The organism is Spirillospora sp. NPDC052242 (genome assembly GCF_040679555.1).
Lineage (GTDB): Bacteria > Actinomycetota > Actinomycetes > Streptosporangiales > Streptosporangiaceae > Spirillospora.
This window is the reverse complement of sequence record NZ_JBFAUZ010000014.1, coordinates 48,703-66,998: the sequence shown is the minus strand read 5'-3', so window position 1 is coordinate 66,998 and position 18,296 is coordinate 48,703. Positions and strand designations below refer to the sequence as shown.

At 73.2% G+C, this 18,296-nt stretch carries 15 protein-coding genes; 5 read left to right on the top strand and 10 right to left on the bottom strand.

The window, feature by feature from the left end; genetic code table 11:
• Positions 1-41: 41 nt before the first annotated feature.
• From purL to purS, 4 genes are all read right to left on the bottom strand, one after another.
• Complete coding sequence (gene purL, locus AB0L25_RS13995) at positions 42-2,306, bottom strand: phosphoribosylformylglycinamidine synthase subunit PurL (RefSeq protein WP_500172001.1); 2,265 nt, start codon at positions 2,304-2,306, stop codon at positions 42-44.
• A gap of 1,496 nt (positions 2,307-3,802) precedes the next feature.
• On the bottom strand, positions 3,803-4,483 hold the full coding sequence (gene purQ / locus AB0L25_RS13990; protein ID WP_500171851.1) for a phosphoribosylformylglycinamidine synthase subunit PurQ: 681 nt from the start codon (positions 4,481-4,483) through the stop codon (positions 3,803-3,805).
• A 98-nt stretch (positions 4,484-4,581) separates the two neighbouring features.
• Positions 4,582-5,028: an ATP-binding protein gene (locus tag AB0L25_RS13985; RefSeq protein ID WP_500171849.1), complete on the bottom strand. Its 447-nt coding sequence runs from the start codon at positions 5,026-5,028 to the stop codon at positions 4,582-4,584.
• A gap of 220 nt (positions 5,029-5,248) precedes the next feature.
• On the bottom strand, positions 5,249-5,491 hold the full coding sequence (gene purS, locus AB0L25_RS13980) for a phosphoribosylformylglycinamidine synthase subunit PurS (RefSeq protein ID WP_026402748.1): 243 nt from the start codon (positions 5,489-5,491) through the stop codon (positions 5,249-5,251).
• 102 nt (positions 5,492-5,593) lie between these two features.
• Between purS and AB0L25_RS13975 the strand changes: the two genes are divergently transcribed.
• The 5 genes from AB0L25_RS13975 to AB0L25_RS13955 all read left to right on the top strand — a co-directional run bounded on the left by AB0L25_RS13975 (position 5,594) and on the right by AB0L25_RS13955 (position 11,817).
• A complete protein-coding gene (locus tag AB0L25_RS13975) occupies positions 5,594-7,213 on the top strand; it encodes a hypothetical protein (protein ID WP_500171848.1) in 1,620 nt (539 codons plus the stop codon).
• Between the two features lie 212 nt (positions 7,214-7,425).
• A complete protein-coding gene (gene pdhA, locus AB0L25_RS13970; protein WP_500171846.1) occupies positions 7,426-8,559 on the top strand; it encodes a pyruvate dehydrogenase (acetyl-transferring) E1 component subunit alpha in 1,134 nt (377 codons plus the stop codon).
• The gene (locus AB0L25_RS13965) at positions 8,556-9,539 is read left to right on the top strand and encodes an alpha-ketoacid dehydrogenase subunit beta (RefSeq protein WP_500171844.1); all 984 of its coding nucleotides are present in this window, start codon (positions 8,556-8,558) and stop codon (positions 9,537-9,539) included. Before pdhA ends, AB0L25_RS13965 begins: the two co-directional genes overlap by 4 nt.
• A gap of 5 nt (positions 9,540-9,544) precedes the next feature.
• Complete coding sequence (locus tag AB0L25_RS13960) at positions 9,545-10,918, top strand: dihydrolipoamide acetyltransferase family protein (RefSeq protein WP_500171843.1); 1,374 nt, start codon at positions 9,545-9,547, stop codon at positions 10,916-10,918.
• A 236-nt stretch (positions 10,919-11,154) separates the two neighbouring features.
• The gene (locus tag AB0L25_RS13955) at positions 11,155-11,817 is read left to right on the top strand and encodes a hypothetical protein (protein WP_500171841.1); all 663 of its coding nucleotides are present in this window, start codon (positions 11,155-11,157) and stop codon (positions 11,815-11,817) included.
• A gap of 30 nt (positions 11,818-11,847) precedes the next feature.
• Here the strand turns inward: AB0L25_RS13955 and AB0L25_RS13950 are convergent, their stop codons facing one another.
• The 6 genes from AB0L25_RS13950 to AB0L25_RS13925 all read right to left on the bottom strand — a co-directional run bounded on the left by AB0L25_RS13950 (position 11,848) and on the right by AB0L25_RS13925 (position 18,228).
• Entirely contained in the window at positions 11,848-12,684 is an 837-nt protein-coding gene (locus AB0L25_RS13950) for an ABC transporter ATP-binding protein (RefSeq protein ID WP_500171839.1), read from the bottom strand.
• Complete coding sequence (locus AB0L25_RS13945; protein ID WP_500171838.1) at positions 12,681-13,739, bottom strand: FecCD family ABC transporter permease; 1,059 nt, start codon at positions 13,737-13,739, stop codon at positions 12,681-12,683. Before AB0L25_RS13945 ends, AB0L25_RS13950 begins: the two co-directional genes overlap by 4 nt.
• On the bottom strand, positions 13,736-14,779 hold the full coding sequence (locus AB0L25_RS13940) for a FecCD family ABC transporter permease (protein ID WP_500171836.1): 1,044 nt from the start codon (positions 14,777-14,779) through the stop codon (positions 13,736-13,738). The genes AB0L25_RS13945 and AB0L25_RS13940 overlap by 4 nt, the downstream gene beginning before the upstream one ends.
• Positions 14,776-15,681: an iron-siderophore ABC transporter substrate-binding protein gene (locus AB0L25_RS13935; protein ID WP_500171835.1), complete on the bottom strand. Its 906-nt coding sequence runs from the start codon at positions 15,679-15,681 to the stop codon at positions 14,776-14,778. The genes AB0L25_RS13940 and AB0L25_RS13935 overlap by 4 nt, the downstream gene beginning before the upstream one ends.
• A gap of 261 nt (positions 15,682-15,942) precedes the next feature.
• The gene (locus AB0L25_RS13930; RefSeq protein ID WP_500171833.1) at positions 15,943-16,734 is read right to left on the bottom strand and encodes a helix-turn-helix domain-containing protein; all 792 of its coding nucleotides are present in this window, start codon (positions 16,732-16,734) and stop codon (positions 15,943-15,945) included.
• Between the two features lie 36 nt (positions 16,735-16,770).
• The gene (locus tag AB0L25_RS13925; protein WP_500171832.1) at positions 16,771-18,228 is read right to left on the bottom strand and encodes an OmpA family protein; all 1,458 of its coding nucleotides are present in this window, start codon (positions 18,226-18,228) and stop codon (positions 16,771-16,773) included.
• Positions 18,229-18,296: the final 68 nt, after the last annotated feature.

Here is an 18,296-nt window from a genome sequence, read left to right as displayed (position 1 = left end):
GAAGGGCGCCCTCCCGGGGGAGGGCGCCCTTTACCGAGTCGTCAGTCCGCGTAGCTCGGGAGCATGCGCTCGTGGGACTCGCGCAGTTCGTGCAGCGGGATGCTGAACAGCTCGTCCTGGCCCGCGGCGGTCACGGTGAGCGCGTCGCCGCCCGCCACGCCGAGCTGGGCCACCGGGACGCCGTGCGCCTCGCACAGCGCGGCGACCTTCGCCTCCGCGCCCGGCAGGATCGCGACCATCGCCCGCGCCACCGACTCGCTGAACAGCTGGACGAACGGGTCGCCGTGCAGGGTGATCCGGGCGCCGAGGCCGCCGCGCAGGCACGACTCGACCAGCGCCTGCGACAGGCCGCCGTCCGACAGGTCGTGCACCGTCGTCAGCAGCCCGTCCCGGACGGCCAGCTGCAGGACGTTCGCGAGCGCGCGCTCCGCCGCCAGGTCGACCAGCGGCGGCAGGCCGCCCAGGTGCCCGTAGACGACGTGCGCCCATTCGGACCCGCCGAACTCCTCGCGGGTCTCGCCGAGCAGCGCGATCGTCGCGCCGTCCGTCGTCAGCGACATGTTCACCCGCCGCCGGACGTCCTCGTGGACGCCCAGCACGCCGATGACCGGCGTCGGGTTGATCGGCGTCGACCCGGTCTGGTTGTAGAAGCTGACGTTGCCGCCCGTGACGGGGACGCCGAGGTACTCGCAGGCGTCCGCGAGGCCGGTCACGGCCTGCTGGAACTGCCACATGACGCCCGGGTCCTCCGGGGAGCCGAAGTTGAGGCAGTTCGTCACGGCGAGGGGGCGGGCGCCGGTCGCGGCGACGTTCCGGTACGCCTCGGACAGTGCGAGCTGCGCGCCCGAGTACGGGTCGAGGCGCGTGTACCGGCCGTTGCCGTCCAGCGACAGCGCGATGCCCAGGCCCGACTCGTCGTCGATCCGGACCACGCCCGCGTTCTCCGGCTGCGCCAGGACCGTGTTGCCGAGGACGTACCGGTCGTACTGGGACGTCACCCACGTCTTGCCCGCGAGGTTCGGCGACCCGGCCAGCCACAGGACGGTCCGGCGCAGCTCGTCGCCCGTGGACGGGCGGGTCAGCCGGCCCGGCGTGTCCGACTGCAGGGCGCCCAGGTCGTGCGGCGGCTCCAGCGGACGCCGGTAGACGGGGCCCTCGTCGGCGGCGGTGCCCGGCGGGATGTCGACGATCGTCTCGCCCTGCCAGCGCATCACCAGCCGGCCCGTGTCGGTGACCGTGCCGATCACCGTCGCGGGGATCTCCCAGCGGGCGCAGATCGCCATGAACCGGTCGACGTTCTCCGGCGTGACGACCGCCATCATGCGCTCCTGAGACTCGCTCATGAGGATCTCCTCAGGGCGCAGCGTCTCGTCGCGGAGCGGGACGGCGTCGAGTTCGACGTCCATGCCGCCGGTGCCGGCGGCCGCCAGCTCGGTCGTCGCGCACGACACCCCGGCGGCGCCGAGGTCCTGCACGCCGACCACGAGGTCCTCGCGGAACAGCTCCAGGCAGCACTCGATCAGGAGCTTCTCCATGAACGGGTCGCCGACCTGCACGGACGGGCGCTTCTGCTGCGACTCCTCGTCGAACGTCGCCGACGCCAGGACGGACGCGCCGCCGATGCCGTCCGGGCCCGTGCCGGCCCCGAACAGGATCACCTTGTTGCCCGGGCCGGGCGCGACCGCGCGCTTGATGTCGTCGTGCTTCATCACGCCGACGCACAGGGCGTTGACCAGCGGGTTCTGGGCGTAGCACGCGTCGAAGACGGTCTCGCCGCCGATGTTCGGCAGGCCCAGCGAGTTGCCGTAGCCGCCGACGCCCGCGACGACGCCGGGCAGGACCCGCTGCGTGTCGGGCGCGTCGGCCGGGCCGAACCGCAGCGAGTCCATCACCGCGATCGGGCGGGCGCCCATCGACATGATGTCGCGCACGATGCCGCCGACGCCCGTCGCGGCGCCCTGGTAGGGCTCCACGTAGGACGGGTGGTTGTGCGACTCGACCTTGAACGTGACCGCCCAGCCCTGGCCGACGTCGACGACGCCCGCGTTCTCGCCCATCCCGACGAGCAGCGCGTCCGTCTGCGGCGCCTTGTCGCCGAACTGGCGCAGGTGCACCTTCGAGCTCTTGTAGGAGCAGTGCTCGCTCCACATGACCGAGTAGATCGCCAGCTCGGCCGACGTGGGACGGCGGCCGAGGATCTCGCGGACCCGCCGGTACTCCTCGTCCTTCATGCCGAGTTCGGCGTACGGCTGCGGCCGGTCGGGGGTCGCCGCCGCGACCGCGACCGTGTCGGTCCCCTGGGGGATCTCGGGCCGCGGACCGGTGCCGAGCGCCGGCTGGAGGCCCGTCCCGGGGCCCGGCTCGACGGCCGGGTACGGCCCGCCGCCGTCGCCCGGGGCGGGTGCCGGTTCCGGGGCGACCGCGTCCTGCGGGCCCGTGCCGCCGCCGACGGCGGGCTGCGGGCCGGTGCCCTGCCCGGGCGCCGGGAAGGGGCCGCTGTTCGGGTTCACGGACGCCTGCGGCCCCGTGCCGGTCCCGATCGCCGGGAACGACCCGGTGGTCGGGTTGGCCGGGTACCGGGGGGCCTCGTCGGCGTCGTCGAAGCCGCCGTCGCCGGACGTCCCGGCGCCGCGGCCCATGACCACACCTTGCAGGCCCGTCCCCGGGGGGAACTCCACGTGCGGGACGCCGTCGCCGGACGGCGGGGCGCCCGCGCCCATCGCGAACAGGGCGTCGGCGCCCGAGTACTGCTGCTGTTCCGGCCCCGTGCCCACGGCGGGCTGCGGACCGGTGCCCGGGCCGACGGCCGGGAAGCCGCCCGTGCCGACGGCGGGGAAGCCGCCCGTGCCGGGGCCGTGCTCGCCGTACGGGCCGGGGCCCTGGCCCACGGCCGGGAAACCGCCGGTGCCCTGGCCTACCGCCGGGAAGCCGCCCGTGTTCTGGCCGATCGGAGGCTGCGGGCCGGTGCCCGGGCCGCCGTCGAACGGGCCGGAGCCCTGGCCCACGGCGGGGAAGCCGCCCGTGCCGGGACCGTGCTCGCCGTACGGGGCCTGGCCGACGGCCGGCTGCGGGCCCGTCCCCGGGCCTACGGCCGGGAAGCCGCCCGTGCCGGGGCCGTGCTCGCCGTACGGGCCGGGAGCCTGGCCGACGGCCGGGAAGCCGCCGGTGCCCTGGCCTACGGCGGGCTGCGGGCCCGTCCCCGGGCCCACGGCCGGGAAACCGCCCGTGCCCTGGCCGATCGGAGGCTGCGGGCCCGTGCCGGGACCGCCGTCGAACGGGCCGGGGCCCTGGCCTACGGCGGGCTGCGGGCCCGTCCCCGGGCCCACGGCCGGGAAGCCGCCGGTGGCGGGGGCCACGCGCGGGAGCGGGCCGGTGCCGAGGGTGGGGAAGCCGCCCGTGCGGCTGCTCACCGGGGCGCCGTGCGGGTCGGGCATCGTGACGGTCGGGTCGGCGCCGGGCGCGCCGGGCACGGCGCCCGACTGCTCCTCCGCGAGCGCGCGCGCGAACTCCCCCGCGGCCGGGTCGGCGCCCTGCGCGGGCGCGTGGCCCTGCGCGGGGCCCGCCGGCGGGACGGGCGCGGGACCGGACGGCTCGGCGGCCTCGGCCGCCGGTGGTTCGGCGGGGGCCTGCGGGGCGTCGTCGTCCTCTTCGAGGATGGCGGCGAACCCCTGGGTGACCGACGGGTCGACCGGCTGCAGCTCGGGGTCGTCGGCGTCGGAGCTCAGCTCGGCGAGCCACTCGAGGGAGGGCTCGTCGGAGTTGTCCCGCCCCCTGCGCTCGGAAACGTCGTGCCGTTGCTCGCTCATGCGTTGACCAGTCTCTTGACGATCGAGGTGAAGAAGCCGAGCCCGTCGGTGGACGGGCCGGTCAGGGACTCCACGGCGTGTTCGGGGTGCGGCATGAGCCCCACCACGTTGCCGGCCTCGTTGGTGATCCCGGCGATGTCGTCGAGGGAGCCGTTGGGGTTCAGGTCGACGTACCGGGCGACGATGCGTCCGGATTCGGCCAGCTCGTTCAGGGTCTCCCGGTCGGCGGTGTACCGTCCGTCGGCGTTCTTGATCGGGATGACCAGTTCCTGGCCCTCCCGGTACTCGCTGGTCCAGACGGTGCCGGCGTTCTCGACGCGGAGCCGCTGGTCGCGGCACACGAAGTGCAGGCCCGCGTTGGGCAGCAGCGCGCCGGGCAGCAGGTGCGACTCGCAGAGCACCTGGAAGCCGTTGCAGATGCCGAGCACGGGCAGGCCCGCGTGAGCCGCCGCGACCACCTCGGTCATCAGCGGCGCGAAGCGGGCGATCGCCCCGGCCCGCAGGTAGTCCCCGTAGGAGAACCCTCCGGGCAGCACGACGGCGTCCACGCCCTGAAGGTCGTGGTCGCCGTGCCACAGGGCGACCGGCTCGGCTCCCGCGAGCCGGACCGCGCGTGCTGCGTCTTTGTCGTCAAGGGAACCAGGGAAGGTGATGACCCCAACCCGGGCAGCGTCCATCTGTTCTGTTCCTCCGAAATGAGGTGCGGCCGCGGACGGTCGGGTGGTCTCCGTCGATCACCGCTGCGCGTCGCATATCCCCCCGCGCGCGTACCAATCTACCCGGCACTCGTGATGAGCCGGTCGTCCGGGCGGCGAACCAGTGCCCCGTCTCGCCAGGTCAGCCGCTTCCGCAGGTGGACGACGGTGCCCCGGTCGGGCGCGTGGTCGATGTCGAGGTCGTCCACCAGTGCGCGCATGATTTTAAGCCCGCGCCCCGATTCGCTCAAAACCCCCCGGTTCGCCGGGGCCGGCCGCGGTCCGCGTCCCCGGTCGGCGATCTCCAGCTCGCAGACGGACTCGTCGACCCGCGCGGCGACCCGGTAGTCACCGGACGCGCGGGAGTGCCGGAGCACGTTCGTGCAGGCCTCGGAGGCGGCGACGAGGACGTCGTCGACGCAGTCCTCGGTGGCGCCGAGGCCGCGCAGCGCGTCGCCGATCAGCCGCCGGATCAGCGGGACGGTCGGCGCCTCGCGGGGCAGCGCGAGGGTGAAGGTCACATCCACCGTGACACCTCGTGTCATGCCCCGGCTCGCTCGGACGTCCCCCGTCCCCGGAGCGTGTTGAAGACTCGGCCGCAGGTAAGGCTTCCCCGGCGGAAACGCGCGTAACCGCCACACCGGCGGGTCTTTCCGTGAATCCTCGGTGACGTGGTCAACGGTTCACAGGAATGGGAACGCGCCGGAACGCGCGGATCACCGGATCGGCATTTCCCGCCATTCCGGGTCAGAGCACCCGGACTTCGAAGTTCTCGATCACCGGGTTCGCCAGCAGCGTCTCCGCGATCTTGCGGACCCGCTCCAGCGCCGCCTCGTCGGCCTCGCCCTCGAGCTCGACCTCGAACCGCTTGCCCTGGCGCACCGCGACGACGCCCTCGAATCCGAGCTGCGGCAGCTTCCGGGCGATCGCCTGCCCCTGCGGGTCGAGGATCTCCGGCTTGAGCATGACGTCGACGACGACACGCGCCACGACCGCCCCCTCACTGATCTGCGATTTTCCTGACGACCTGAAGCGTACGGCACCATTGCAGGAAGCAGCCCACCGTCCCCCCCGGACCACCGGAGCCGATACATGAACATCGAGGACCTGTCGCCGTCCGAACGCCGTCTGTGGGAGGCGTTCCCGAAGGGCGAGCTCGTCGACCTGTCCTCCGGGGACCCGGTGCTGGACGACCCGGCCCAGGCCGGCCGCTGGGGTCACGACCGGCTGATCCGGGCCGAGGTCCTGGTCGCGCTGCTGGCGGGGGCGGTCGAGCCCGCGCCGGGCCACGTCGCGGCCGTCCGGCTGAGCGGCGCGCGCGTCTTCGGGTCGCTGAACCTCGGGCACGCGGCCGTCGAGGTCCCGCTGGCGCTGACGGGCTGCGCGTTCGACGAGGCCCCGCACCTGTACTGGGCGAGCATGAACAGCGTGCACCTGATGCGCTGCCGGCTGCCCGGGCTGGTGGCGTCCGGTACGCGTGTCGACGGGCACCTGTGGCTGGAGGGCAGCCACATCTACGGCGGGCTGTGGCTGGACGGCGCGAACGTGACCGGCATCCTGAACATGTCGGGCGTCCAGCTCGCCAACCCGGACGGCGACGCGCTGCTGGCCGACCGGCTGACGGTCGAGGCGAACGTGTACTGCGACCAGGGCTTCGCGGCCACCGGCGAGGTGCGGCTCCCGGGGGCGCGCATCGGCGGGCAGCTGATCTTCCGGAAGGCGCGGCTGCACAACCCGGGCGGCGCCGCGCTGACCGCGAGCCGGCTGGACGTCGCCGCGAACGTGTTCTGCGACGGCGGGTTCACCGCCGAGGGCGAGGTGCGGCTGCGCGGCGCCCGCGTCGGCGGCTACCTGTCGTTCGTCGGCGCGCGCCTGGCCAACAAGGGACGGACGGCGCTCAACTGCGACGACCTGGGCGTGGAGAACGACGTGTACTGCTCGGACGGCTTCGTCGCCGAGGGCGCGGTGTCGTTCGCCGGGGCGCGCGTGACCGGGCAGCTCAGCTTCAGCGAGGCCCGGCTGCTCAACCCGGACGGGACGGCGCTCAGCCTGCAGCGCGTCCAGGCGGAGGAGGTGCTGCTGCGTCCCGCCGAGCCGATCCGGGGCGTCGCGGACCTGTCGTACGCCCGCATCAACCTGCTGCGGGACGCGGCCGACACGTGGGCGGAGCGCCTCCAGCTCGACGGCCTGCAGTACGAGACGCTCGACCCGCCGATGACGGCGAAGGAGCGCCTGGGCTGGCTGCGCCGCGACACCGACGGGTACGCGCCGCAGCCGTACGAGCGCCTCGCGCAGACGTACCGGGCGCTGGGCCTGGACGCGGACGGACGGTCGGTGCTGCTCGCGAAGGCGCGCGACCGCCGCAAGACGCAGGGGATCCTCCGCAAGACCATCGGCTGGATGCAGGACGGTCTGGTCGGTTACGGCTACCGCCCGTTCCGGGCGGCGACCTGGCTGATCGGGCTGCTGGCGTTCGGGACGATCGTGTTCTCGATCGACCAGCCCGATGTCCTGAACGACGACGACAAGCCGCACTTCAACGCGTTCTTCTACACGCTCGACCTGATCCTGCCGATCGGCACGCTCGGCCAGGAGGGGCTGTTCGCGCCCGAGGGCGTCTCCCAGTGGATCGCGAACTTCATCGTCGCGGCGGGCCTGGTCCTCGGCCTGACGGTCGCGGCCGGGGTGACCCGCGTGCTCTCCCGCGAGTGACGGGCCGGTGACGGACGGCGGCGGCTCCGGCGGGTCCGGGGATCAGCGGCGCCGATCGGGGTAGGGAACCCGTCAGGCGGGACTTGCACAGCACGGTGTGATGTCTGCCACGATGGCATAAGCGGCCTTTGTCCCTTACCGGGTACGAGGTCACTGACCCCGGCCGGCGTGCGGCGATCCCGTGTCCCGGCCCCGAACGAGGAGTGTCATCGATGACGATCGACTCCGTGCGAGGCGCGCCGGCCACCGCCGCGACCGCCGAGCCAGAGCCCGTCCAGCTGCTCACCCCCGAGGGCGAGCGCGTCGAGCATCCCGACTACCCCCTCGAGCTGTCCGCGGACGACGTCCGCGCGCTCTACCGCGACCTGGTGATCACCCGGCGGATCGACCGGGAGGCCGTCGCGCTGACCCGGCAGGGCGAGCTGGGCCTGTGGGCGTCGCTGCTCGGGCAGGAGGCGGCGCAGATCGGCTCCGGCCGGGCGCTCTCCGAGCACGACATGGTGTTCCCGACGTACCGGGAGCACGGCGTCGCGTGGTGCCGCGACGTGGACCCGCTGAACCTGCTGGGGCTGTTCCGGGGCGTCAACCACGGCGGCTGGGACCCGGCCGAGCACGGCTTCCACCTGTACACGGTCGTGATCGGCAGCCAGACGCTGCACGCCACCGGGTACGCGATGGGCATCCAGCGGGACGGCGTCCTCGGTTCGCCGTCGGCGGGCGCGGCGATCGCCTACTTCGGCGACGGCGCGACCTCGCAGGGGGACGTGAACGAGGCGTTCGTGTTCGCGTCGGTGTTCAACGCCCCGATCGTGTTCTTCTGCCAGAACAACCAGTGGGCCATCTCCGAGCCGCTGGAGAAGCAGTCGCGCATCCCCCTCTACAAGCGCGCGCAGGGGTACGGGTTCCCGGGCGTGCGGGTGGACGGCAACGACGTGTTCGCGTGCCTCGCCGTCACGCGCAAGGCCCTGGAGGCCGCCCGCACCGGTCAGGGCCCGATGCTCATCGAGGCGTTCACGTACCGGATGGGCGCCCACACCACGACGGACGACCCGACCCGCTACCGGATGAAGGCGGAAGAGGAGTCCTGGAAGCTCAAGGACCCGATCGAGCGCGTCAAGGCGTACCTGACCCGCGGCGACCTCGCGGACGCCGCGTTCTTCGACGGGATCGAGGACGAGGCGAAGAGCGTCGCCGCCGACCTGCGCAAGGGCTGCCTGGCCATGCCCGACCCGCGGCCCCTGGCCATGTTCGAGCACGTGTACGCCGAGCAGCACCCGCTGATGACCGAGGAGCAGGAGAAGTTCGCCGCCTACCTGGCGTCGTTCGAGGAAGAGGTCGCGTCATGACCGCGGAGACCCTGACGCTGGGGAAGGCCATCAACACCGGCCTGCGCAAGGCCATGGAGAACGACCCGAAGGTCCTCATCATGGGCGAGGACGTCGGGAAGCTCGGCGGCGTGTTCCGCATCACCGACGGGCTGCAGAAGGACTTCGGGGAGGAGCGGGTCATCGACACGCCGCTCGCCGAGTCGGGCATCGTCGGCACCGCGATCGGCCTCGCCCTGCGCGGCTACCGGCCGGTCGTCGAGATCCAGTTCGACGGGTTCGTGTTCCCCGCCGCCGACCAGATCATCACGCAGCTCGCGAAGATGCGGATGCGCTCGCTCGGCGCGCTCGAACTGCCCGTCGTCGTCCGGATCCCGTGCGGCGGCGGCATCGGCGCGGTCGAGCACCACTCGGAGTCGCCCGAGGCGTACTTCACGCACACCGCCGGGCTCCGCGTCGTCGCCTGCTCCAACCCGGCGGACGCGTTCACGATGATCCAGCAGTCGATCGCGTCCCCCGACCCGGTGATCTTCTTCGAGCCGAAGCGCCGCTACTGGGACAAGGCCGAGGTCGACGTCGACTCCACCGGCTGGACGGCGTTCGACGCGGCGCGCGTCGTCCGTCCGGGCGAGCACGTGACCGTCCTCGCGTACGGGCCGTCCGTGAAGACGTGCCTGGAGGCGGCCGCCGCCGCGGCCGGCGAGGGCCGGTCCCTCGAGGTGATCGACCTGCGGTCGCTGAACCCCCTCGACATGGACACCGTCGCCGGCTCGGTGAACCGCACCGGACGCTGCGTCGTCGTCCACGAGGCGCCCGTCTTCAGCGGGTACGGCGCCGAGCTGGCCGCGCGCATCACCGAGCGCTGCTTCTACCGGCTGGAGTCGCCGGTGCTCCGGGTGGGCGGGTTCTCCACGCCCTACCCGCCGTCCCGCCTCGAGGACCACTACCTGCCCGACCTCGACCGCATCCTCGACGCGGTCGACCGGACCTTCGCGTGGTGACGCCGGTGACCGACACGAACCTGTTCAAGCTGCCGGACGTCGGCGAGGGCCTCACCGAGGCCGAGATCGTCAAATGGCACGTCCAGCCGGGCGACACCGTCGAGATCAACCAGACGATCGTCGAGATCGAGACGGCGAAGGCCATCGTCGAGCTGCCGTGCCCGTTCGAGGGCGTGGTGGCCGAACTGCTGGTCTCCGAGGGCGAGACGGTGGACGTCGGCACGCCGATCATCGCGGTCGGCGCGGCGGGCGGCGCCGTCGCCACCCCCGTGTCCGAGCCGCCCGCGCAGGCGGCGGCGCTCAGCGAGACCGACGCCGTCCCGACGGCGGACGAGCCGGGCATGACGGCGCCCGACAAGCCGAAGCGCACGCCCGTCCTCGTGGGCTACGGGGTGAAGGAGGGCTCGACCCGCCGCCGCCCCCGCAAGACGAACGGCGCCGCGCCGCCCCCGGCGGCCCCGGCGGCCCCGGCGGCCCCGGCGGCGCCCGTCCGTCCACAGCCTGTGGACAACGGCGGGCTCCCCCTCGCGAAGCCACCGGTCCGCAAGCTCGCGAAGGACCTCGGCGTCGACCTGGCGACGCTCACCGGTTCGGGCCCGAACGGCTCGATCACCCGGGACGACGTCCGCGCGGCCACGTCGGCGCCCGCCGCGACGGCCCCCGCCGCGGGCCCGCGCGAGGAGCGGATCCCGGTGAAGGGCGTCCGCAAGGCGACGGCCGCCGCCATGACCGACTCCGCGTTCACCGCCCCGCACGTGACCGAGTTCCTCCAGGTGGACGTCACGCGCACCATGGAGGCGGTCAAGCGCATCCGCGAGCTCCCGGAGTTCGCGGACGTGAAGGTGTCGCCGCTCCTCCTGGTGGCGCGCGCGCTGCTCACCGCCGTGGCGCGGCACCCGATGGTGAACGCGACGTGGGAGGACGGCCCGTCCGGCGCGGAGATCGTCGTCAAGCGCTACGTGAACCTCGGCATCGCCGCCGCGACCGACCGCGGCCTCATCGTGCCGAAGATCAAGGACGCGCAGGACCTCGACCTCCCCTCCCTCGCGCGCGCGCTGAACGACCTCGCCGCGAAGGCCCGCGCGGGCAAGGCGTCCCCCGCGGACCTCTCGGACGGGACGATCACCATCACCAACGTCGGCGTGTTCGGCGTCGACACCGGCACCCCGATCATCACCCCCGGCGAGGCCGCGATTTTGGCCTTCGGCCAGGTCCGCGACATGCCGTGGGTGCACGAGGGCGAACTGGCGATCCGCAAGGTGACCACCCTCGCCCTCTCGTTCGACCACCGGATGGTCGACGGCGAACTGGGCTCCCGCGTCCTCCGCGACGTCGGCGACATGCTGGAGGACCCCCTCCGCATGCTCGCCTGGAGCTGACGCGCGAAACCGGCCGGGGGCCAAGGCCCCGGCCGGTCCGGCGAGCGCCCGAGCCGCCGGATCGCCACCGGGCGTTCCCGCCCCGGCGCGACGCCCCGGCCGGGCGTTCCCCGCGGATCTCCGAGGCCGGATCCGGCCGTTGATCATGGTGAGGCGTGCGGGTTACGTTGATCACGCTCACCCAGTGGATCTTCCGCTGGGGCCCGCTCCGGCGGGCAGAAGGAGGTCGGCCCCCCATGCGTCTCCCCCGGATCCTCACTGTCGCCGCGACCGCCGCGCTGCCCCTGGCGCTCGGCGCGGCGGCGTTCCCCGCGCACGCCGCCGCCGTCACCTGGAAGGTCGTCAATCCCGCCTCCAACGGCTGGTACACGGCCGAAACGACGGGGGCGATGACCATTGAGAACGAGGCGGGGGCGACTCTGGTCACCTGCTCCTCCGTCCGGCAGTCGGGGCCGATGGCGAGCAAGACCTCCACCGGCGCGTCCGTGACCGTGGGGTCCGCGCACCAGACCGTCGGCAACCCCTGCACGCGCCCCGACGGCACCGCGGCCGCCATCTTGGGGAACTACGAATCGGCCGGCCTCGGCCGCATCCACTACATCGCCACCGGCTACGACGCCGCCACGGGCACCACCACCCTCACCGGCAGCCTGGGCTCCCCGTGGGGCATCACGATCTTCTCGGAGAACTGCCGGTTCTCGTTCAGCGGCATCAGCGCGACCTATGACAACGACACCCGCACGCTGAAGTACCGCAGCGCGACCGCCGTCCCGTACCCGGTCACCAACGAAGACGGTTCGGTCGGCTGCCCCGGCGTGGACCCCGCCGGCGAGACCGTCACCTTCACCGGCGAGTTCGCGGTCAGCCCGGCCATCGAGATCACCCGCACCGCCGCCTGACCCCGTCCGCGTCCCGGTCGAGGCGCGCCCCTACTCGCCTCCCCGCATGGACGGCTCCTCGTGCTCCGCGCGGACGTTGTGGCGGCCGATCGGCAGCATCAGCGGACGGCCGGAGACGGGGTCCTCGATGATGCGGCTCTCGAGGTCGAAGACGGTGCGGACGACGTCCTCGGTGAGGACGTCGGCGGGTGCGCCGGACGCGTGGACGCGGCCGTCGGCGAGGGCGATCAGGTGGTCGGCGTAGCGGGCGGCGAGGTTGAGGTCGTGCAGGACCATGACGATCGTCGTGCCGCGGGAGCGGTTCAGGTCGGTGAGCAGGTCGAGGACGTCGACCTGGTGGCTGGGGTCGAGGAACGTGGTGGGCTCGTCGAGGAGGAGCAGGTCGGTCTGCTGGGCGAGGGCCATCGCGATCCACACCCGCTGGCGCTGGCCGCCGGAGAGCTCGTCGACGGCGCGGTCGGCGAGGTCGGTGGTGCGGGTCGCCTCGAGGGCCGCCGCGACGGCGGCGTCGTCCTTGGAGTTCCAGCGCGCGAACATGCCCTGGTGGGGGTGGCGGCCGCGGGAGACGAGGTCGAGGACGGTGATGCCCTCGGGCGCGATCGGCGACTGCGGCAGCAGGCCGAGGGTGCGGGCCAGTTCCTTCGCGGGCATTCGGTGCACCTGCTTGCCGTCCAGGACGACCCGTCCCGCGCGGGGCGCGAGGAGCCGGGACAGGGAGCGCAGCAGCGTCGACTTGCCGCAGGCGTTCGCGCCGACGACGACCGTGATCTCGCCGGGCGGCACGGCCATGTCGAGGGACTCGACGACGACGCGGTCGCCGTAGCCGAGCGTGAGGCCCTCGGCGGCGAGGGAGTGGGACGTGGTCACAGCGAGCCTCCGGCACGGTGGGTGCGGACGATCAGGTAGACGAGGTACGGCGCGCCGAGGACGCCGGTGACGACGCCGACCGGGTAGCGGGAGTCGAACGCGAACTGCCCGACGAAGTCGGCGACGAGGACCAGCAGGGCGCCGACGAGCCCGGCGGGCAGGAGCAGGGAGCCGCCCGTCCCGATCAGGCGGGCCGCGATGGGGCCGGACAGGAACGCCACGAACGCGATCGGCCCCGCGGCGGCGGTGGCGAACGCGATCAGCCCGACGGCGGCGACGATGACCGCGATGCGGGTGCGTTCGACGCGGACGCCGAGGGCCGACGCGGTGTCGTCGCCGAGCTGCAGCGCCGACAGGTCCCGCGCGAGGAACAGCAGGACGGGGCCGAGGACGGCGAGCGCGGCGAGGGTCGGCAGCACCTCCGCCCAGGTCGTCCCGTTGAGGCTGCCGGTCAGCCAGCGGGTGGCCTCCTGCATGTCCCACTCCCCGGCCCGGGACAGGACGTAGGAGGTGACGCTGTCGCCGATCGCGGCGATCCCGATGCCGATCAGGATGAGCCGCATGCCGACGACGCCGTCCCGGAACGCCAGGACGTACATCAGCAGGGCGACGGCGAGGGACGCGACGATCGCGAAAGCCGACACCTGCGTGCCGCCGAGGCCGAACACGACGATCGCGACGGCCGCGGCCGCGCTCGCGCCCGAGCTGATGCCGATGATGTCGGGGCTCGCGAGGGGGTTGCGGAGCATCGTCTGGAACGTGACGCCGCCGAGGCCGAACGCGACCCCGGCGGCGACCGCGAGGACGGCGCGGGGCAGCCGCAGCCGCCCGACCGTGAAGGACGCGCCGGGCACCTGCTCGCCGAGGACGACGCGGAGCACGTCGCCGGGCGGGTAGAACGACTGCCCGACCATCAGGGAGACGGCGAACCCCGCGAGCACGAGCGCGGCGAGCGTCCCGATGACGGCGCGGCGGCGGGCGGCGCGCCGGCGGCGGCCGCGGGCGACGGCCTGGACGGCGGACGGCCGGACGGCGGCGGACGCGGGGGCGCTCACAGCTCACGCACCTTCTGACGGCGGACGATGTGGATGAAGAACGGCGCGCCGATGATCGCGGTGACGATGCCGACCTCGATGTCCTGGGGCCGCGCGATCACGCGGCCGACGACGTCGGAGAGGGTGAGCAGCGACGCGCCGACGAGGACCGTGGACGGCAGCAGCCAGCGGTGGTCGACGCCGACGAGCAGCCGGCAGGCGTGCGGCACGAGCAGCCCGACGAAGGCGATCGGCCCGGCGACCGCGGTCGACGCCCCGCACAGGACGACGGCTCCGAGGGCCGCCGTCGCGCGGATGAGGGCGACGCGCTCGCCGAGCCCGGCCGCGACGTCGTCGCCGAGCGCGAGCGAGTTCAGGCCCCGCGCGGACAGCAGGCAGATCGCGAAGCCGACGGCGAGGAACGGCAGGACCTGCCCGATGCGTTCGTACGTCCCGCCGCCGACCCCGCCGATCTGCCAGAGCCGGAAGCCGCCGGCGATGTCGTTGCGGGGCAGCACGACGGCGCTGACCAGGGACGCGAACGCCGCCGACGTCGCGGCCCCGGCGAGCGCGACCTTGAGCGGGGTGGCGCCGCCGCGGCCGAGGGACCCGACGGTGTAGACGAACACGGCGGAGACGGCGGCGCCGGCCATCGCGACCCAGATGTAGGCGGTCGGCGAGGAGAGCCCGAGGAACGCGACGCCGCAGACGACGGCGAGCGACGCGCCCATGTTGACGCCCAGGATCCCCGGGTCGGCGAGCGGGTTGCGGGTGACGCCCTGCATGACGGTGCCGGAGAGGGCGAGCGCCGCGCCGATCAGCACCGCGAGCAGGGTGCGCGGGACGCGCTTGGCGACGGCGGCCTGCTCGATGGTGTCCTCCGCGCCGCCGAGCGCCGCCCACACGTCCGTCCAGGCGACGTTGCGGGAACCGAGCACGACGGACGTCAGCATCGCCGCGGCGAGGACGGCGACCGCGGCGAGCAGCCACAGCACGCGCACGCGCGCCGGACGCCGCACGAGGGCGGCGTCCGGCGCACGGTCGGTGTCGACCGTCGTCACTTGACCTTGTCCGCGGCCTGGGCGAGGGCCTTGACGTAGTCCTCCAGGACCCAGGAGATCGCCAGCGGGGTCGGGTTGGCGGCGGTGCCCGCCGGGGTGGTGCCGGACATCAGGTACACCGAGCCGCGCTCGATGGCGGGGACCTTCGACAGCAGCGGGTCCTCGCCGATCTGCTTGCGCAGCTTGTCGTCGCCGTAGCCGACGATGATGTCGACGTCGTCGAACATGTCGATCCGCTCGGAGCTGACGGTCTGGGAGAACTTGTCCGAGCCCTTGGACGCCTCGGCGATGCTGCCGGGGGTCGTCATCCCGAGGTCCTGGAAGAACAGCGTGCGGGTGTCGTGGGTCGTGTAGAAGCCGACCTCGCTGACGTCATTGGGGTCCATGTGCGTCATGAACATCGCCGACTTGCCCTTGAGCTGCGGGTACTTCGCGACGGCCGCGGAGATGTCGGCCTCGATGCCCTTGATCAGCTGCTCCGCCTCGGCGTCCAGCCCGAGCGCCTTGGCGTTGATCCGGACGACCTCGCGCCACGGCGTCGCCCACGGCGCGTCCGGGTAGGCGACGACGGGGGCGATCTCGCTGAGGGTCGCGTAGTCCTCCTTGGTGAGGCCCGAGTACCCGGCGAGGATCACGTCCGGCTTCGTGTTCGCGACGGCCTCGAAGTCGATGCCGTCGGTCTCGTCGAACAGGACGGGACGTTCGGCCTTCAGCTCCTTGAGCTTCTCGTCCACCCACGGCAGGACGCCGTCGCCGTCGTCGTCGCCGAAATTGGCGGCGGCCATGCCGACCGGGACGACGCCGAGGGCGAGCGGCACCTCGTGGTTCGCCCAGTTGACGGTGGCGACCCGTTCCGGCTTCTTCTCGACGGTGGTCGTTCCGAGCGCGTGCTCGATCGTCACGGGGAACGCCCCCGCGCCGCCGCCCGCGCTCTGTTCCGTGCTTTCCGACGAGTCGCCGCAAGCCGTGATGGTGCCCAGCAGAAGGGCCGCCGCTGCGATAAGGCGCAGGCCACCTGGACGTTTCACTCCGTACTCCACCTTTAGGGATCCGCCACAAGCTCCGACCGACTTAGGTAAGGCTTGCCTTCGTGCGCACCCTAGGAGAAATGACCGACTTGTCGCAATCACCCATTTGGGACAGCCGTTATCGCGATCGGGACATCAGCGCGCCCGGAACGCCCCCGGCGTCAGCCCGGTCGTCCGCCGGAACGCCGCGCCGAACGCGCTCGCCGAGCGGTAGCCGACCTCCTCGGCCACGACGTCGATCTCCCAGCCGCGGGTGAGCAGCGTCACCGCGTGCTGCGCGCGCGCCGCCGCGACCCACCGCGCGAAGCTCGTGCCCGTCTCCGCGTTGAAGGCGCGGGTGATCGTGCGGGCGCTCACGCCGAGCCGCGCCGCCCAGTCCGCGAGCGTGCGCTGATCGCCCGGGTCGTCCAGGACGGCGTCCGCGATCGGGCGCAGCAGATCGGACGTCGGCATCTGCAGGAGCAGCTCGCGGGGCGAGGGGGCGAGCACGTCCAGCACCATCGCCTCGGTCAGCGCCCGCGACTCGGCGGACAGCGCGGCGTCGGAGAGCCGCTCCAGCAGCAGCCGGAGCAGCGGGGTGATCTCGACGCCGACGGGCGACGGGGAGATCGGGTCCACGGTGCCGAACCCGAAGAAGCCCGCGCGGCACCACGTGCCGGCGGTCGCCGAGCCCGAGTGCAGCGTGCCCGCCGGCATCCACAGGCCGAGCGCGGGCGTGATCGTCCACACCCGCGCCCCCACGACGGCCGTGGACGCGCCCCGCTCGTTCCACAGCAGCTCGTGCCAGGGGTGCGAGTGCTCGTTCCAGGTGGTGTCCCGGGTGAAGGACTCGTCCCAGTGCAGGATCGTGAACGGCACCTCGGCGGCCCCGGCCTCGTAGGCCGGCAGGACGCGCGTCTCCCTGCCCGCCGCACGGGCGCCGCTCACGCCACGGCTCACTTCACCCGGCTCACTGCACCCGGCTCACTGCACGGGCACGTTGTTCACGTTGCCGAAGGGGCCGCCGACGAACGTCACCGTGGAGACGTTCCCGGGCGGGGCCGGGATGTAGGCGAAGCCCCGGACGGGCTCCTCCACGCCGGTGCGGAACGCGGCGCCGGTGGAGCCGATGTACGGGGCGGGCTTGCCGGGGGCGGCCTTGCCGACGCGGACGGCCCGGTAGGTGTCGGTGCCGCCGGGCACCTGGATCGCCATCGAGGTGAACACGCCGCCCGGGTAGTCGCGGTGCGGGTACGCGGCGTTCGGCGGCGTGTTGCCGGGGCCCTCGTTCACGATGTCGAAGACCGCGACGATGTAGGCGCCGTCCCGGTAGAACGGCTTGACGTCGAGGCGGCGCTTCTGCTCCCCGAAGCGGGCGTAGCGGCTGGCGACCTTCTCGCCGTCGGACGCGCGGAACGCGGCGGGCGGGACGGCGGCGCCGCGGCCGTCGGCCGACGCGGTGGTCGAGCCGTTCACGCCCTCGGTGACCTCGCGGACCTCGTACTGGATCTCGACGCGGCGGTTGCGGGCGCGGGCCTTCTCGTCGTCCTTGCCGCCCTCCTTGGCGATGGGCTCGGCCTCGCCCTTGCCGTGCGCGGAGTACTTGAACGCGTCGCCGAGCCGCTTCTTCAGCTCGGCCATGACCGACTCGGCGCGCTGGCGCGACAGCTTGAGGTTGTAGTCGTCGCCGCCCTTGCTGTCGGTGTGCCCGTTGAAGGTGAGGGGCCGCTTGTTCGGGTCGGCCTTCGCCTTGATCTCCGCGGCGGCCTCGTCGAGGACCTGCTTGGCGCGGCCGGACAGCTTCGCGGAGTCGAACGCGAACAGGACGTCCGTCCGGAGGTTGACGGTGACGTCGGAGCCGCTGGACGTGACGTCCTTGATCTCGCCCTCGGTGATGTCGTAGAGGAACGCGGGGTTGGCGCCGTCGCCCTGCCCGCCGTTCGCCGGGGCGCCGCCGCTCCCGGTGACGGGGACGCCCGCGAACTCGCCCGCGGTGCCGGGCGTGATGGCGGTGAGCCGCTGAACGTTCTGCGGGATCGCCGGGTACGTGGCGGTGAGCTGCTGCGGGGCGTTCGGCGCGAACTGCTGCGGGGCGGGCGGCGTCGTCGGCTTGTAGAGCTTGCGGCCGACCGGGTCCAGCAGGTCGACGGCGAACGGCGCGCTCTTCGGCGACCGGTCCATCGACGTCACCGTGTAGCTCAGGACGGACGTGGCCCCCTGCCGCTGGACGCCCTTGATCTGGACGCGGGCGTGCAGTGCGGCGTCGCCGAACCAGCCCTCCTTGACGAGCTCGCCCGGCTGGGCCGCCGGCTTGCTCGCCGGCCCGCTCGAGGAGGCCGCGGGGGACTCGCTCCCCTCCGCGTCGCCGGAGTCGGAGCATCCGGTCGCGAGCAGCAGCCCGGCGAGGAACACGGCGAGGGGAACGCTCGATGAGGGGCGCATCGGCTCTCCGGTCGGTCGGGAGGGAGCGGGAGGACGAGGCTTACGGTAGCGGTCCGGGCACCGGACGC

Excerpts from the sequence above, each read along its gene's own strand:
- AB0L25_RS13925 (WP_500171832.1), bottom strand. The coding sequence starts at position 18,228 with ATGCGCCCCTCATCGAGCGTTCCCCTCGCCGTGTTCCTCGCCGGGCTG.
- AB0L25_RS13965 (WP_500171844.1), top strand. The coding sequence starts at position 8,556 with ATGACCGCGGAGACCCTGACGCTGGGGAAGGCCATCAACACCGGCCTG.
- AB0L25_RS13955 (WP_500171841.1), top strand. The coding sequence starts at position 11,155 with ATGCGTCTCCCCCGGATCCTCACTGTCGCCGCGACCGCCGCGCTGCCC.
- AB0L25_RS13975 (WP_500171848.1), top strand. The coding sequence starts at position 5,594 with ATGAACATCGAGGACCTGTCGCCGTCCGAACGCCGTCTGTGGGAGGCG.
- pdhA (WP_500171846.1), top strand. The coding sequence starts at position 7,426 with ATGACGATCGACTCCGTGCGAGGCGCGCCGGCCACCGCCGCGACCGCC.
- purQ (WP_500171851.1), bottom strand. The coding sequence starts at position 4,483 with ATGGACGCTGCCCGGGTTGGGGTCATCACCTTCCCTGGTTCCCTTGAC.